Source organism: Serinibacter arcticus (assembly GCF_003121705.1).
Lineage (GTDB): Bacteria > Actinomycetota > Actinomycetes > Actinomycetales > Beutenbergiaceae > Litorihabitans.
Genome location: NZ_PYHR01000002.1, coordinates 1,264,556 through 1,278,114, shown reverse-complemented (window position 1 = coordinate 1,278,114; position 13,559 = coordinate 1,264,556). Strand labels below are relative to the sequence as shown.

The following is a 13,559-nucleotide window of genomic DNA, read 5'->3' as shown; positions in this document are numbered from 1 at the left end:
GTGGTCGTCAGCGCCGACCGGGCAGCCGTTGCAGGCGTTCCAGGGCCACCGCGATCGTGGCCTCGTCCTTGACGAAGGTGAACCGCACCCAGGGGGCTAGGGCACGCGCGGTGGCGGAGCCCTCGCGGCAGAACGCCGACACCGGGACGCCCGCCACCCCGACCAGGTGCGGCAGGGCGCGCGCGAACGCGGCGCCGTCGGGCATCTCGGCGGTGAGGAACGGCGTCGCGTCCGCGCACACGAAGTAGGTGCCGCGGGGGACGACGACGGCGAAGCCGGCCTCCGTCAGGCCGCTCACCAGGGCGTCGCGGCGGCGGGCGAGCGACGTGCGCAGCTCCTCGACGTCGGACGCCCCCTCGTCCAGGGCGCGCGCGATCGCCGGCTGGAACGGGGCGCCTCCGGAGTAGGTGAGGAACTGCTTGACCGCCAGCACCGCCTCGACCAGCGCGGCGGGCCCGGTCACCCAGCCGACCTTCCAGCCCGTGAGCGAGAACGTCTTGCCGGCCGAGGAGATGGTCACGGTGCGCTCCCGCATGCCGGGGAGCGTCGCGAGCGGGACGTGCTCGGCGCCGTCGTAGACGAGGTGCTCGTAGACCTCGTCGGTCACCACGACGGCGTCGGCGCGGATGGCGGCCACCGCGATCGCCTCCAGCTCGGCGCGGTGCAGGACGGTGCCGGTGGGGTTGTGCGGGGAGTTGACCAGGATGACGCGGGTGCGTGGCGTGACGGCCGCCTCGAGGGCGGCGACGTCGAGCCGGAAGCCGTCGGGACCGGGCACGAGCGGGACGGTGGTGTGGGTGGCGCCCGCGAGCGCGATCGCCGCGGCGTGGGAGTCGTAGAACGGCTCGAGGGTGAGGACCTCGTCGCCGGGGCCGGCCAGCGCGAGGACGGCCGCGGTGAGGCCCTCGGTCGCGCCGGCCGTGACGAGCACCTCGGTCCCGGGGTCGAGGACGAGGCCGTAGCGGCGCTCCTGGTGCGCGGCGACGGCGCGGCGCAGCGCGGGCACGCCGCGGCCGGGCGGGTACTGGTTGTGGCCCCCGCGGATCGCCTCGACGGCTGCCTCGAGGATCCACGCGGGGCCGTCGGCGTCGGGGAAGCCCTGGCCGAGGTTCGCCGCGCTCGTGGCCGTCGCCAGCGCGGTCATCTCGGCGAAGATCGTCGGCCGGGTGGTGCCGTCGGGCGCCGCGAGGCCGGCGGCGCTCGCGACGGCGCGCCAGCGGGGCGTGGGGATCTCGGCCATGCCCGTGAGCCTAGGCGGCGGGGACGGGCCGTGCCGCGCCGGCGTTGAACGCGCGCAGCCTCGCCCCGCGTCCGTCCACGTCGACCGCGGTCAGGCTCGGCGCCGCGACCGGCTCGATCAGGTCGGCCGTCAGACCCAGGTAGTGCGCGAGCACCGCGCGGATGGTTCCGCCGTGCGTGACGACCAGCACCGGGCCGGGGCGGGCCGCCGCGGCGGTGACCGCCGCGACGATCCGGGTCCGCACCGCGTCGGCGTCCTCGCCGCCCGGCGGCACCAGGCGACCGGCCCGCCAGGCGGTGTAGTCCGCCCCGAGCTCGGCGGGCAGGCGCCCCTCCCAGTCGCCGAGGGAGGACTCCATCCAGCGCGGGTCGAGGGTCGGGTCGAGGTCGCTGAGCAGCGCCGCCGTCGAGCGGGTGCGGGCGAGCGGGGAGCTGATGAGCGTGGCCGGGGCCCAGGCCGCGACCAGCGGGCGGAGCGCGGCGGCGTCGGCGCGACCGGCGTCGGACAGGTCGATGTCCGTGCGTCCCTGCAGCCGACGCTCCTGGGTCCAGGGGGTGGCCGCGTGCCGGACGAGGAGGAGCGTCGTCATGCGGTCACCGGGGTCGACGTCGGGGACGGGGTCGACGGGGTCGCGCGGCGGCCGTCGGCGCCGAAGACGGCGGCCGGGCGGTCGGGCAGCCGCAGCGCCGTCGCCTCGCCGGCCGGACGGGCGCCGTCGGTGATGACGGTGACGCGCTGACGCGAGCGTCCCGACGCCACCGAGCCGGTCGCCCCGACCAGCCCGGTCACGAGCCAGCGCCCGGCGACCGGCGTCGACTCCAGCACCTCGAACGGCAGCTCGCCGGCCGGGTCGAGCGCGACGGAGTCGGGGCGGTACATCGACCGCGAACCGTCGGGGCCCTCGAGCAGCACCTGCGGCGGGGTCCCGAGGAACGAGGCCACGAAGGCGGTGGCGGGCTCCTCGAGCAGCTCGGTCGGCGTGCCGAACTGCTCGACGACGCCGTCCTTCATGACGGCGATGTGCGTCGCCATCGCCAGCGCCTCGGTCTGGTCGTGGGTGACGTAGACGCTCGTCGCGCCCGTGGCTCGGTGCACGCGGACGAGCTCGGCGCGCATGTCCACGCGCAGCCTGGCGTCGAGGTTGGACAGCGGCTCGTCGAAGAGCAGCACCCCGGGGCGGGGCGCCACGGTGCGGGCGATGGCGACGCGCTGCTGCTGGCCGCCGGAGATCTCCGTGGGGTAGCGGTCGGCGAGGTCGTCGATCTCGAGCATCGTCAGCACCTCGTCGACGCGGGCCGTGCGGTCGGCCGTGGACCAGCCCGCGACGCGCAGCGGCCAGTCGATGTTGGTGCGCACGGTCATGTGGGGCCAGAGGGCGTAGCTCTGGAAGACCATGCCGAGGCCGCGGTCCTTGGCGGGTACGACGTCGCCGCGGTCGCCGTCGGCCACCACCCGGTCGCCGAACAGGACGCGTCCGCTCGTGGGGTCCTCGAGCCCGGCGAGGATGCGCAGCGTGGTGCTCTTGCCGCAGCCGGAGGGGCCCAGCAGCACGACGAACGCGCCGTCGGGGAGGTCGAGGTCGACGTCGTGCAGCGCGGGCTGGTCGCCGAAGCGCTTGCCGAGCCCGTCGAGGACGATCCGGGTCATGAGGTGGTTCCGCTCTGTCGGGCGCCCTGGAGACGGCGGGCGAGGAGGGTCGCGGTGACCGAGATGACCGCGATGACGAGGGTGATGGCGTTGGCGTGCTGGGTGAAGCCCTCGCTGGCGTAGCGGAAGGTCATGACGGACAGCAGCGGGGTGGCGGGGGTGACGAGGAGGACCACGAGCGAGAGGTCGCGCACCATCGTGACGAACACGAGGACACCGCCCCCCACCACGCCGCGCGAGGTGAGCGGCAGCACGATGCGAACCATCCGGCGCCACCCGCTCGCCCCGGTCAGGACGGCGGCCTCCTCGAGATCGCCCGACACCTGCGCCAGCGAGGCCTTGGAGGTCTGGAAGGCGAACGGGACGCTGGCGGCGATCCCGGCCACCACGAGGATGGCGAACGTCCCGTACAGCGAGGGGAACGGTCCGATCGGCGCTCCGAACTGGGCGATGAAGGCTGCTCCGAACGCGACGCCGGGGATGAGGAAGGGCACGTAGCTGAGCAGGCTGATCGCGCCGGCGGTGACGCGGGCGCGCGGCAGCCGCGTCAGGACGTGCGCCCCGAGGAGGCCGAGGAGCGTGGCTCCGGCGGCGACGGCGAGACCGAGCGCGATCGTGCCGCCGAGCGCGTTGAGCACGGTCGGGTCGCGCAGGATGCCGCGGACGCCCTGCGCGATCCCGGGGTCGGAGGTGCCTGTCCAGTAGTGCAGGGTGAGTCCGCCGTCGAGCCGGTTGGTGCGGCGCAGGAAGGTGCTCATCGCGAGCACGATGCTCGGCACGATCGCGGTGACGAGCACGAGGGTCGCGGCGACCGCCGCGAGCGGCCACCGCCAGGGGCCCGTGGTCATGGTGCGGGGCCGCGTGGACTTGCCGGTGATCGTGGCGAAGGAGCGGCCGGCCGTGGCCCGCGTGCCGAGGTACAGCACCGCCGCGGCGATCACCACCAGGAGGATCGACAGGACGTAGCCGCGGGCCGTGTCGCCGGTGGAGATGGCGCCGTACAGCCGGGTGCTGAGGGTCTGGAAGCGGACCGGCAGCCCCAGGAGCGCCGGGACCGCGAAGTTGCTCACGCCCTCGGCGAAGGCCAGCAGGAAGCCGGACAGCGCGGCGGGCGCGACGGCCGGCAGGGCGATCCGGACGGCGACCCGGGCCCGGCTCGCGCCGGTCAGCTCGGCCGCCGCCAGGATGTCGCCGCCGACGTTCGCCAGCGCCGCGGCGATGACGACGAACGACAGCGAGAAGTAGTGGGCCACGAGCGTGAGGGTGACGGGGACCGCGCCCCACGAGAGCACGTCGGGGACCGGGACGCCGAGCGAGGCGAGCAGCCCGGGGGCGCCGCCGACCCGGTCGTTGCGGAAGACGCTCTCCCAGGCCAGCGCGATCGCGAAGCTCGGGAGCGCGAACGGGATGGTCGACAGCACCCCGATCACCTTGCGGCCCGGCACGTCGCTCAGCACGACGACCCAGGCCAGGAACGCGCCGAGCACCGTGGACAGCAGCCCCGTGCCGAGCCCCACCAGCAGCGAGTTGCGCAGCGGGATCCAGAACAGGTTCTGCGACATCGGGCTGGCGAGCACGTCGGTCCACGCGCCGTTCCCGGCGGGTCCGAGCGTCGCCCGGACCAGGCCCACCAGGGGCAGAGCGACGAGCAGCACCAGCACGGCGAGGACGCCGAGCGCCAGCCAGCGGATGGGGCGTCGCGCGTCGCGCAGGGCGCCCGTGAGGGCGGACCTCACTGGATCGTCAGGAGGAAGTCGGCGACGGCGGAGCGGCGCTCGGCGGAGGCCTCGGGGTCGATGCTCCAGCCACCCAGCTCGTCCAGGCTCACGGCCTCGGCCGGGGCGACGACGTCGTCCCGCGTCGGGTAGTCGCCGGCGACGTAGAACGGGGCGAACCCGTCGCCGCCGGTCTCGGAGTCGTCGCCCATCATGAAGTCGATCAGCAGCCGGGCGGCCGCGGGGTTCTCGGCGCCGGCCGTGACGCCGAGCATGGCCGGGAAGACGATGCCGGGCGACGGCGTGACGCCCGCGGCGACCTGCAGCGCCCAGCCCTCGTCGGAGTTGTCGCGACGGTCGGAGTACGAGGTGAAGCCGACGGGCGGGTCAGCCTGACCCGTGGCGCCGACGGCCGCGTTGACGGTGTCCGTGTCGTCCACCAGCACGGCGTCGTTGGCGTAGAGGTCGACGGCGAACTGCAGCCCCGCGTCCTCGACGCCCTCGTCCAGCTCGATCGGCGTGCCGAAGTGGTCCTCGTAGGCATCGGCCATCTCCTGCGAGCGGAGCGACATCTCCGTCATCAGGTCGAGGTAGTCGCCGCGGACGTTGGGGTCGACCAGCACGACCTTGCCGCTCCACGCGGGCTCGGTCAGCTCCCAGAGGTTGGCGACCGGCGCGCCGTCGGGGTGGGCCTCCTCGTTGTACATGAGCACCTTGGTGGAGAGCCGGTTCGCGACCAGCGGCGCGGTGAACTCCGGCGCCAGCTGGTCGGCCACGCGGGCCGGGACGTAGGGGAGCAGGACGTCGTCGGCGAGCAGCTCGGTGACCACCACCGGGGCGTCGGAGACGTACGCGACGTCGGCGGTGGTGCTGCCCGCGCGGTGCTCGCTGGCCAGCCGGGTGATCAGCTCGGTGGAGGAGATGTCCGTGGCGACGACGTCGATGCCGGGGTAGGCGGCTTCGAAGGACTCCTCGATCGTGGCGATCCGGCTGGTGAAGGCGTACACCGACACGGTGCCCTCGGCCTCCGCGAGCTCGACGAGCTCGTCGTGGGACAGCGCGTCCCAGTCGGTGTCGTCGGCGGGGGCGGACGCGGCGCCGGAGCAGGCGGTGAGGCCGAGCGTGAGCGGCAGGGCGAGGGCGAGGAGGGGGACGGTGCGGTGACGGCGAGGCATGGCTGATCCTTCGGTCGGGCGCGGGGTGGGGGAGGTGCTGCGAGGGGTGGCGCTGGGTGGGGTGGTGCTGGATGGGGTGGTGCTGGGTGGGGTGGTGCTGGGTGGGGCGGTGCTGTCAGGCAGGTCGGGGAGGTCAGGCCTCGAGCTGCTCGAGGAGGTGGCCGAGACGGTCGAGCGACTGCAGCGCCCCGTCGTCGGCCCGACGGGCGATCGTCAGCACGAGGGCGTTGACGATCGCCATCGGCACGGTCAGGGAGAGGAAGTCGTCGGCGCCGCCGCGGGGTGCGGCGACGATCTGGTCGGGGCGCGGTGAGGACCACACGACGGTGTCGGTGACGATCGCGGTGCCCGCGGAGGCCGCCGTCGCGACGGCGAGCAGCGGGCCCAGGACGGCCGGCGCCCGGCGGAAGACGAACGCCAGGACGACGTCGTCGCGCTCGAGCCGCGACAGCCGCTCGGCGAGGTCTCGGCGCGAGCCGACGAGACGCACCGTGCGCATCCCGAACCGCTCGAGCCGACGGGCGAGCAGGTCGACCAGCACGGTGGCGTTGCCCTGGGCGAACAGGAGGATCTCGCGGGCCGCGAGGATCCGGTCGGCGAGCTCGTCGAGCTCGGGCTGGGTGACGTGGCGGGGGAGCGCGGCGAGTGCCGCGGACTCGTCGTCGACGAACGAGGTCAGGACGTCGCCGTCCGGGTGACGCTCGAGGCGGCCGCGCAAGCGCTGCGAGGGGCCGTCGCCCGCGAGGTAGTCCTCGCGCAGCGCGTCCCGCAGCTGCGGGTAGCCGTCGAAGCCGAGCCGCTGGGCCAGGCGCGTGGCCGAGGACTGGTGCAGCCCGAGCGGGTCGGTGAGCTCGTGGGCGCGCCAGTACGAGGCCCGGTCGGGCTGCGTCTGGAGGGCGGCGACGAGTCGACGGTCCGTCGGCGTGAGGGCCGGGCCGTGGCTCGCGGCCAGCTGGGTAATGAGCACGTTCGGGACGTTAGGCGCACGTCCACGTGCGATGGGTGCAAGTCGTGCACGTTCACGTGCTGTTGCGCGAGGGTTCACCCCGCGGACCACGGGTGTCGCCGGGGCGTCACCCGGCTAGGGTCGTCCGTGAGCACGGGAGTCCAGTGAGCTGGGCTGAGAGGGAGTTCTCCAACTCCGACCGTCGAACCTGATCCGGATCATGCCGGCGCAGGAAGCTACGCGTGACGACCGCCGTCCGCGCCCGTGCCGCCGCTGCCCGAGAGGCGCGTCGCATGCTGCTCACCAGTCCCACCCCCACCACCCCCGTCGCCGGGCCCTCCGCCGGGGACCTCACGCGCGATCCGCTGACCTTCGGGGTCGGCGCTCGCGTCACGGCCTCCGTCATGGCCGACGACTACGTCGACGTCCTCACGCGGGCGCTCGCCGAGGTGTCGACCGACGGCCTCGTCCTCAGCACGGGGGACGTGTCCACCTATGTCGGCGGGTCCGAGACCGACCTCCTGCGCTACCTCACCGACCTCGGTGCGGCGCTCGCGGCGACCGGCCACCACGTGACCCTGACCGTCCACCTCTCGCGCGGCTGCCCGGGCGAGGTGGTGTGCGAGCGGCCGGGCGGGGCCGGACCGCGCGGCGCGAGCGTGCCGCCGACCCGCACCACGGGGCGCCTCGCCGCCGCCGAGTGGGCGCTGTACCCGCTCGCGGACGCGGCCCCCGCCGTCGGGCCGGACGGGGCGGCGCCCCCGGAGCCGGACCACATGCGCGACATCTACGCGGCGATCGACCACGCCCGCGAGCTCGGCACGTTCCGCGGGTCCGAGCACTTCGTGACCCGGCTCGAGGGCGATCTGGGGGACGTGCTCGCCACCGCCGTCGCCGGCTGGGTGCTCGTGGGCCGCAGCGTGCAGCACGTCACCAGCCACCTGCAGGTCTCGCTGAACAGCCCGAACCACGCGGCTCCGGCCGGTGCGACCGACGGCGCGATCGACGGCGAGGTCGTCCGATGAGCGCGCTCGTGCCCCGCCGCCGGCTCACGCTGAAGGAGATCGTGCTCGTCGTGGTGCTCGGCACCGTGTTCGGGTTCCTCTACTGGGCCTTCGTGCAGGCTTGGACGGCCCTGTCGATCGCGATGGGACCGGCAGGCGACCTGGCCCAGCACTTCCTCGCCGGCAGCTGGCTGCTCGTGGCCCCCATCGCCATCGCGATCGTCCGCCGGCCCGGTGTCGGCATCCTCGCGGAGGTGCTCGCGTCCGTGATCGAGGTCGTCTTCCTCGGCAGCGCCGTGGGGCCGATGCTGCTGGTCGCGGCGTTCATCCAGGGCGTCGGGAGCGAGCTGCCGTTCGCGTTCGGGCGCTACCGGAGGTTCGGCTGGGGTCGCTACGCGCTGTCGGGGCTGATGGGCGCGGGACTGGTGTTCTTCTGGTCGGCGTTCCGGTTCGGGTGGTTCGGGCAGGACCTCGTGCTGGTCCGGTTCGGGGTGCAGGCGCTGTCGGGCGTGATCCTCGGTGGGCTGCTGGCCAAGGTGATCGTGGACGGGCTGCTGCGCACCGGGGTGCTGGCGAACTACGCGATCGGCGAGGCGGCCGAGCGGGAGCGGCGCGCGGGTGCCGCTGCTGATGGCGCCGACGGCGCCGGTGAGCCCGAGCTGGTGCGTCGTGAGCGCTGAGGCGGCCGGAGGGGTCGTCGAGACGGACGCGCTCGAGGTGGTCCTGCCCGGGGGCGACGGCGTCGGCCCGCTGACCGCGACCCTCGGCCCCGGGGAGCACGTGCTCGTGCTCGGGCCCTCGGGATCGGGCAAGACCACGCTGCTGCGCACGCTCGCGGGGGCGGTGCCGCAGCACGTCCGCGCGCGGGTGACCGGAACGGTTCGCATCGCCGGCACCGACCCCGTCACGGCCGGGGTGATCGGTGTCTGCGAGCACGTCGGCACCGTCGCGCAGGACCCCGTCAGCGGGGTCTGCCTGCCGCTCGTGGCCGACGAGGTGGCGCTGCCGCTGGAGAACCGGGCCGTGCCGCGGGACCTCATCGGCCCGGCGGTGGACGCGGCGCTCGCGACGGCGGGGGCCGCCCACCTGCGCGAGCGCGCCAGCGGGGAGCTCTCGGGAGGAGAGCTGCAGCGCGTCGCGCTCGCGGCGGCGACCGTGACGGCGCCTCGGCTGCTGCTTCTCGACGAGCCGACCTCGATGCTCGACGCGCCGGGCGTCGCCGCGGTGCGCGACGCCGTCGCGCGCGTGGGTGACGACGTCGCGGTCGTCCTCGTGGAGCACCGCCTCGACGAGTGGGCGGCCGGGGGAACGGCGGCGCTGCCCGCGAGGACCGTGGCGCTGGGGCGCTCCGGACGCGTGCTGGCTGACGGTCCGACGGCGCGGGTGCTCGCCGAGCACGGGCGCGAGCTGCTGCGCCAGGGCTGCTGGCTGCCGCTGGACGCCGAGCTCGAGGCGCTGCTCGGGCTCGGGGGCGGGCTCGGTTCGCCGCACGTGCGGGGCGCGCTGCTCGCGCTCACGGCGTCCGAGGGGCCGGGCGACGTGGGAGCGACGGCGGAGCGTGGTCCCGTGGTGCTCGGTGCCCGCGGCCTGACAATTCGTGCGGGTGGGCGACCGGTGCTGACCGGTGTCGACCTCGATCTGCACGCGGGCGAGCTGGTCGCGGTGGTCGGGGCGAACGGCGCCGGGAAGTCGACGCTGCTGGCCGCGCTCGCCGGGCTCGAGCGGCCGGCCGCCGGCACCGTCGACGGGCCGCGCCCGGGACTGGTGTTCCAGGACCCCGAGCACCAGCTCGTGGGGGCGACGGTGCGCGAGGAGATCGCGTTCGGTCTGCCGCACGGCTCGTCGCGGGTGGCCGACGCGCTGGCGCGGTTCGACCTGGCGGACTGGGCGGAGCACAGCCCCTACGCGCTGTCGGGCGGCCAGAAGCGGCGGCTGAGCCTCGCGGCGATGCTCGTGCACGACCGACCGGTGCTGCTCGCCGACGAGCCCGGGTACGGGCTCGACCGGGCGGCGACGGCGGTGGCGATGGGCGCGCTGCGGGAGGCGGCCGACGGCGGCCTCGCCGTCGCGCTGACGAGCCACGACCTGCGGGCCGTGGCCGCCTGCGCCGACAGCGTGGTGGTGCTGGCCGACGGCGGGGTGGCCGCCGTGCTCACCCCCGAGGAGCTGCTGCGGGATCCGGTGGCGCTCGCCTCCGCCGGGATGGTCGTGCCGCCGCTGCTGGCTTTCCTCGTGGAGCACGACGTGCCGGTGCGGCCGGCGCTGCGGCTTCTCGAGGAGCTCGCGCACGACGTGGCGGTGGCGGCGTGACGGCGACGGTCGGGTCGGGTGGCGCGGAGGCGGCCGGGGTGACGACGGCGGCGCGCGGGCCGGCGATCCCGGTCCGCGCGGTGGGCGCCGATCCCGCTGACGCGCGCGGACCGGCGTCGTCCTGGCTGGCCCGGCGCAACCCGACGGTCGTGCTGGCGCTGCTCGTGGCGCTGTCCGTGCTCACGCTGTTCCTGCTCGACCCGGTCACCCTCGCGGTGCTCTGGGCCGTGCTGGTGGTGGGCGTGCTGGTCGGGGCGCGGCCCGGGCTCGGGCGCTTCCTGCTCGCGCAGCTCCCGTTCGTCGGTTTCGCGATCGGGCTCGTCACGGTGAACGCGCTGGCCCGTCCGGGCACGGAGCTCTGGCCGGACCTGCCCGTGCGCGTCACCGTCGAGGGCCTGACGATCGGCTCCGCGCTCGCGCTGCGCACGATGGTGATCGGGGTGGGCTCGGTGGCACTCGTGCTGACGGTGGATCCCCGTCGGCTCATGGTCAGCCTGGTCCAGCACGCGCGGCTGAGCCCGCGCGTGGCCTACTCGCTGCTCGCGGGCTACCGCCTGCTCGGCGTGCTCCCGCAGCAGTGGCGCACGATCACCCGTGCGCACGCGGTGCGGGCGCCGCTGCGCGAGCGGGGTCGGCGGGCGGGGCGGCCGCGGACGGGGCCGCGGATGCTGGCGCGCTGCGCGTTCACGCTGCTGGTGACGTCTATCCGTTCCGCCGAGCGGATCGCCTTCGCGCTGGAGTCGCGCGGGCTCGGCTCCGGGCCGCGCACGGTGTGGCGGCCGGTGGCGCTGGGGTGGCAGGACCTGGCGCTGGTCGTGGGACTGGCGGGGGTGGTCGCGACGGTGCTGGTGATCGCCTGACGGAGGTCGACACGGTGGGTCACGGCCGAGCGTCGCCCGGGTTCCTGGTCGACAATGGCCACTCAACCCGTTCGCGTGCAGGCTTTCCGAACCAGCAGGCCTCCACCCACGTCCCAGCAAGGAGACCTCGTGCCCAAGACGAGTCCGCTCATCGGAGCGATCGCTGTCCTGACGCTGGTGCTGTCCAGCTGTGCCGGGGGAGGGAATGTCGAGGTGGCGGAAGAGGTGTACGAGTCCTGCTCGCGAGCGGGCGGCGACCTCATTCGACTCGATGGCTCGGACGTTCTGATCGAAGTTCTCGGTGCTGACGCCAGGTCGCTCGGAGCGGCGGGCGACGTCGATGCCGACGACATCGCCGGCGGTGATCTTCCGGACCTGGGTGTCGCCTTCTCCGTCGTCGCTGGGATGAGCTGCCTCGCGGAAGCGACGGGATACCCAGGTTCCTCCGACCAGCTCAGCGACGGCGAGGAGTGGGGTGGCTGGACGTTCTCCCTCCGCCGTGGAGCGGGAAACGAGGAGACCTCGATCTTCTCGGCCACGGCGGACGCCGAGGCGGTCGAGGTGGAGCGGCCGCGGTCGGGCACGGGCCAGCAGGAGCTGCACGAGGCGCTCGGGTGCGAGGGCGACCTCGGTGCCGGCGACACAGGCGAGTCCGGCGAGACGGTGCGGATCTGTCAGGAGCGACCCGCGGTCGTGCTGCTGGAGTTCGACTCGCTCGACCAGAAGGCGGAGTGGGTCCAGTTCTGGGAGGCGCGAGGTCCGGTGGACGATGCGTTCTACGTGCTGGGAGGGGGTGACGAGCGCTGGGGTCTGTGGGGCCTCGACCCGGGGTTCGGCGATCGGGCGGTCGCCATCGGGGGCGAACCGGTGGAATTCTCGACTGCGACGGACTGACGCTGCAGGGGCAGCCGTGCTCCCACCGCCGCTCGCCGCCCGACCCTGCCGTCAGGACGCCCGGGCCGAGGCCGTCACGGTCATCGGGATGCCCTCGGACCAGGGCGCCAGCACCCACGGCAGGAACGACGGCCGCGACAGGGCGGTGAGCGTGACCTCGGCGGTGACTCCGCCGTCGGGCGTCCCGGTGGGGTCGGCCAGCTGCAGCCCGGGGGCGTCGGTGAGCGACGGAGGCGCCTGGACGAGGAAGTCCGCGGCGGACGCGCTCACGGACTCGTCGGTCACCGCGAGGTCGTCGCCGCCGTAGTAGGAGCGCTCGTCGATCTGGCTGGCGGCGTAGGCCGCGGTCGAGTCGGCGAGCGACAGGAGCGCCTTGCGGTCCAGGTAGACGGCGCTCGCGGTGGCGATCGCCGCGATCAGGGAGGCGGCCACGGCGAGCGCACCGATCGTCAGGACGAGGATGCGACCGCTCTCCGGGTCGGCGCTGCCCACGGTGTCGTCGCCGGGGCGGAGGCGACGGCGCAGCAGGCCCGCGATCACGACCGCTCCCGGTAGCTGTCGATGCTGGTGACGGCCTCGGCCGTGACGGGCACGGTGAGCCCGCCACCCGGCCAGAACGGGAGCGGGACGTCGGCGGCGATCGTGACGTGCGCCGTCGCCCCCGGGGCGGTGCACGACGGCGAGCAGGTCACCTCGAGCGCCTGCTCGCCGTCGATCTCGATCCCGTGGTCGGCGAACGCGAGCTCGACCCCGCGGGCGGCGAGCGCGGCCGCGTCCCCGGGGTCGTCGGCGGTCGCCATCAGCCGGCCGGTGTCGCGCGCGGCGCTCTCCGCGGCGAAGGCGGCGCCCTGGAGCTGCGCGAGCGTGAGGACGAGGTAGGCGAGCGGAACGACGAGCAGGACGGTACCGCCGAGGAACTCCACGACCGCGCTGCCGCGCTCGCCGTCGCCCGGTGCCGCAGCGTGCGGTCCGTCGCGCAGGATCCGGGGGAGTCGCCGGAGGTGGGTCACTGCTCCACCACCGCCCGGCCCGCGACCGACAGCGTTCCCGTCGGCCCGAGCAGGCCGATCACGGGGACGGGGGCGCGCAGCTCGACGACGATGACGTCGTAACCCGCCTCGGAGGTGACGCTCGCGTCGACGTGGTCCACGTAGCCGTCGGTGACGCCGGACGCCGCGACCTGGAGGGCGCGCTGCTCGCCCGAGCCGAGGTCGCCGTCGAGCAGCGCGGCGTACCGCGCCCCCTCGCCGGCGGCGTCGATGAGGACGGTCCGCACCCACAGTGCGTAGGCGAGCTGCACGAGTCCCAGGACCAGCACGAGGACGAGCGCCCCGACCAGGACCGTCTCGGCGATGGCGGAGCCCCGCTCGGACCCCGTGCTCGTGAGCCGGGTGCGGGCGCGGGTGAGCGGCGAGGTCAGGGACCGGAGACGCGATCGACCGCCTGCTGGAAGAGCTGGCGGATCCAGTCGTCGGCGAGCACCCAGACGACCGCCACGAGGCCTGCGGTCATGAGCGTCACCATCACCCACCCGGGCACGTCGCCGCGCTCGGGGTCGTCCACGCGCCGGTCGACGGCGTCGCGCAGCCTCGTGGCCGAGGTGAGGAAGGTGACGGTCAGGGCGGCCAGGAGCGCCGCCGTGGTCGTGGAGGTCGGCCGTCTCGCGGACGGTCGGGTGCTGGTCGGGGCGGTGCGCGGGGAGTGCCACATCGGGATTCCTCTCGGGAGGGTGGAGGGGGTGGGCGGTCAGGAGGTCGTCGGTCAGGGG

At 74.7% G+C, this 13,559-nt stretch carries 15 protein-coding genes and 1 riboswitch; of the genes, 5 read left to right on the top strand and 10 right to left on the bottom strand.

Features of this window, described 5'->3' with window-relative positions:
• Positions 1–7: 7 nt before the first annotated feature.
• The 6 genes from C8046_RS05855 to C8046_RS05830 all read right to left on the bottom strand — a co-directional run bounded on the left by C8046_RS05855 (position 8) and on the right by C8046_RS05830 (position 6,744).
• Positions 8–1,240, bottom strand: a complete 1,233-nt coding sequence (locus tag C8046_RS05855) for an aminotransferase class I/II-fold pyridoxal phosphate-dependent enzyme (protein WP_109228639.1) — start codon at positions 1,238–1,240, stop codon at positions 8–10.
• 10 nt (positions 1,241–1,250) lie between these two features.
• Positions 1,251–1,829, bottom strand: a complete 579-nt coding sequence (locus C8046_RS05850) for a histidine phosphatase family protein (protein WP_109228638.1) — start codon at positions 1,827–1,829, stop codon at positions 1,251–1,253.
• Entirely contained in the window at positions 1,826–2,887 is a 1,062-nt protein-coding gene (locus C8046_RS05845) for an ABC transporter ATP-binding protein (RefSeq protein ID WP_109228637.1), read from the bottom strand. Before C8046_RS05845 ends, C8046_RS05850 begins: the two co-directional genes overlap by 4 nt.
• Positions 2,884–4,623 carry an ABC transporter permease gene (locus C8046_RS05840; RefSeq protein WP_109228636.1) on the bottom strand — a complete coding sequence of 580 codons (1,740 nt, stop codon included), beginning with the start codon at positions 4,621–4,623 and terminating at the stop codon, positions 2,884–2,886. The genes C8046_RS05845 and C8046_RS05840 overlap by 4 nt, the downstream gene beginning before the upstream one ends.
• Positions 4,620–5,777 carry an ABC transporter substrate-binding protein gene (locus tag C8046_RS05835; protein WP_109228635.1) on the bottom strand — a complete coding sequence of 386 codons (1,158 nt, stop codon included), beginning with the start codon at positions 5,775–5,777 and terminating at the stop codon, positions 4,620–4,622. Before C8046_RS05835 ends, C8046_RS05840 begins: the two co-directional genes overlap by 4 nt.
• A gap of 133 nt (positions 5,778–5,910) precedes the next feature.
• Positions 5,911–6,744: a MurR/RpiR family transcriptional regulator gene (locus tag C8046_RS05830; protein WP_158277138.1), complete on the bottom strand. Its 834-nt coding sequence runs from the start codon at positions 6,742–6,744 to the stop codon at positions 5,911–5,913.
• A gap of 122 nt (positions 6,745–6,866) precedes the next feature.
• A riboswitch (TPP riboswitch) is annotated at positions 6,867–6,975 on the top strand.
• Here C8046_RS05830 and C8046_RS05825 point away from each other — a divergent pair.
• The 5 genes from C8046_RS05825 to C8046_RS05805 all read left to right on the top strand — a co-directional run bounded on the left by C8046_RS05825 (position 6,966) and on the right by C8046_RS05805 (position 11,791).
• Complete coding sequence (locus C8046_RS05825; RefSeq protein WP_235866149.1) at positions 6,966–7,748, top strand: Ykof family thiamine-binding protein; 783 nt, start codon at positions 6,966–6,968, stop codon at positions 7,746–7,748. (Overlaps the previous riboswitch by 10 nt.)
• On the top strand, positions 7,745–8,407 hold the full coding sequence (locus C8046_RS05820; RefSeq protein WP_109228633.1) for an ECF transporter S component: 663 nt from the start codon (positions 7,745–7,747) through the stop codon (positions 8,405–8,407). The genes C8046_RS05825 and C8046_RS05820 overlap by 4 nt, the downstream gene beginning before the upstream one ends.
• Complete coding sequence (locus C8046_RS05815; protein WP_158277137.1) at positions 8,397–10,037, top strand: ABC transporter ATP-binding protein; 1,641 nt, start codon at positions 8,397–8,399, stop codon at positions 10,035–10,037. The genes C8046_RS05820 and C8046_RS05815 overlap by 11 nt, the downstream gene beginning before the upstream one ends.
• The gene (locus C8046_RS05810) at positions 10,034–10,897 is read left to right on the top strand and encodes an energy-coupling factor transporter transmembrane component T family protein (RefSeq protein ID WP_235866147.1); all 864 of its coding nucleotides are present in this window, start codon (positions 10,034–10,036) and stop codon (positions 10,895–10,897) included. The genes C8046_RS05815 and C8046_RS05810 overlap by 4 nt, the downstream gene beginning before the upstream one ends.
• Positions 10,898–10,951: 54 nt before the next feature.
• Entirely contained in the window at positions 10,952–11,791 is an 840-nt protein-coding gene (locus tag C8046_RS05805) for a hypothetical protein (protein WP_146197071.1), read from the top strand.
• 51 nt (positions 11,792–11,842) lie between these two features.
• Here C8046_RS05805 and C8046_RS05800 read toward each other — a convergent pair whose 3' ends face one another.
• The 4 genes from C8046_RS05800 to C8046_RS18030 all read right to left on the bottom strand — a co-directional run bounded on the left by C8046_RS05800 (position 11,843) and on the right by C8046_RS18030 (position 13,501).
• Positions 11,843–12,331, bottom strand: coding sequence for a hypothetical protein (locus tag C8046_RS05800; protein ID WP_199224401.1), 489 nt, complete (start codon positions 12,329–12,331; stop codon positions 11,843–11,845).
• The gene (locus tag C8046_RS05795; RefSeq protein WP_235866146.1) at positions 12,328–12,801 is read right to left on the bottom strand and encodes a pilus assembly protein; all 474 of its coding nucleotides are present in this window, start codon (positions 12,799–12,801) and stop codon (positions 12,328–12,330) included. Before C8046_RS05795 ends, C8046_RS05800 begins: the two co-directional genes overlap by 4 nt.
• On the bottom strand, positions 12,798–13,109 hold the full coding sequence (locus C8046_RS19180) for a TadE/TadG family type IV pilus assembly protein (protein ID WP_235866145.1): 312 nt from the start codon (positions 13,107–13,109) through the stop codon (positions 12,798–12,800). The genes C8046_RS05795 and C8046_RS19180 overlap by 4 nt, the downstream gene beginning before the upstream one ends.
• 98 nt (positions 13,110–13,207) lie before the next feature.
• Positions 13,208–13,501 (bottom strand): hypothetical protein, encoded by a 294-nt coding sequence (locus C8046_RS18030; RefSeq protein WP_146197070.1) that lies wholly within the window; start codon positions 13,499–13,501, stop codon positions 13,208–13,210.
• Positions 13,502–13,559 lie beyond the last annotated feature (58 nt).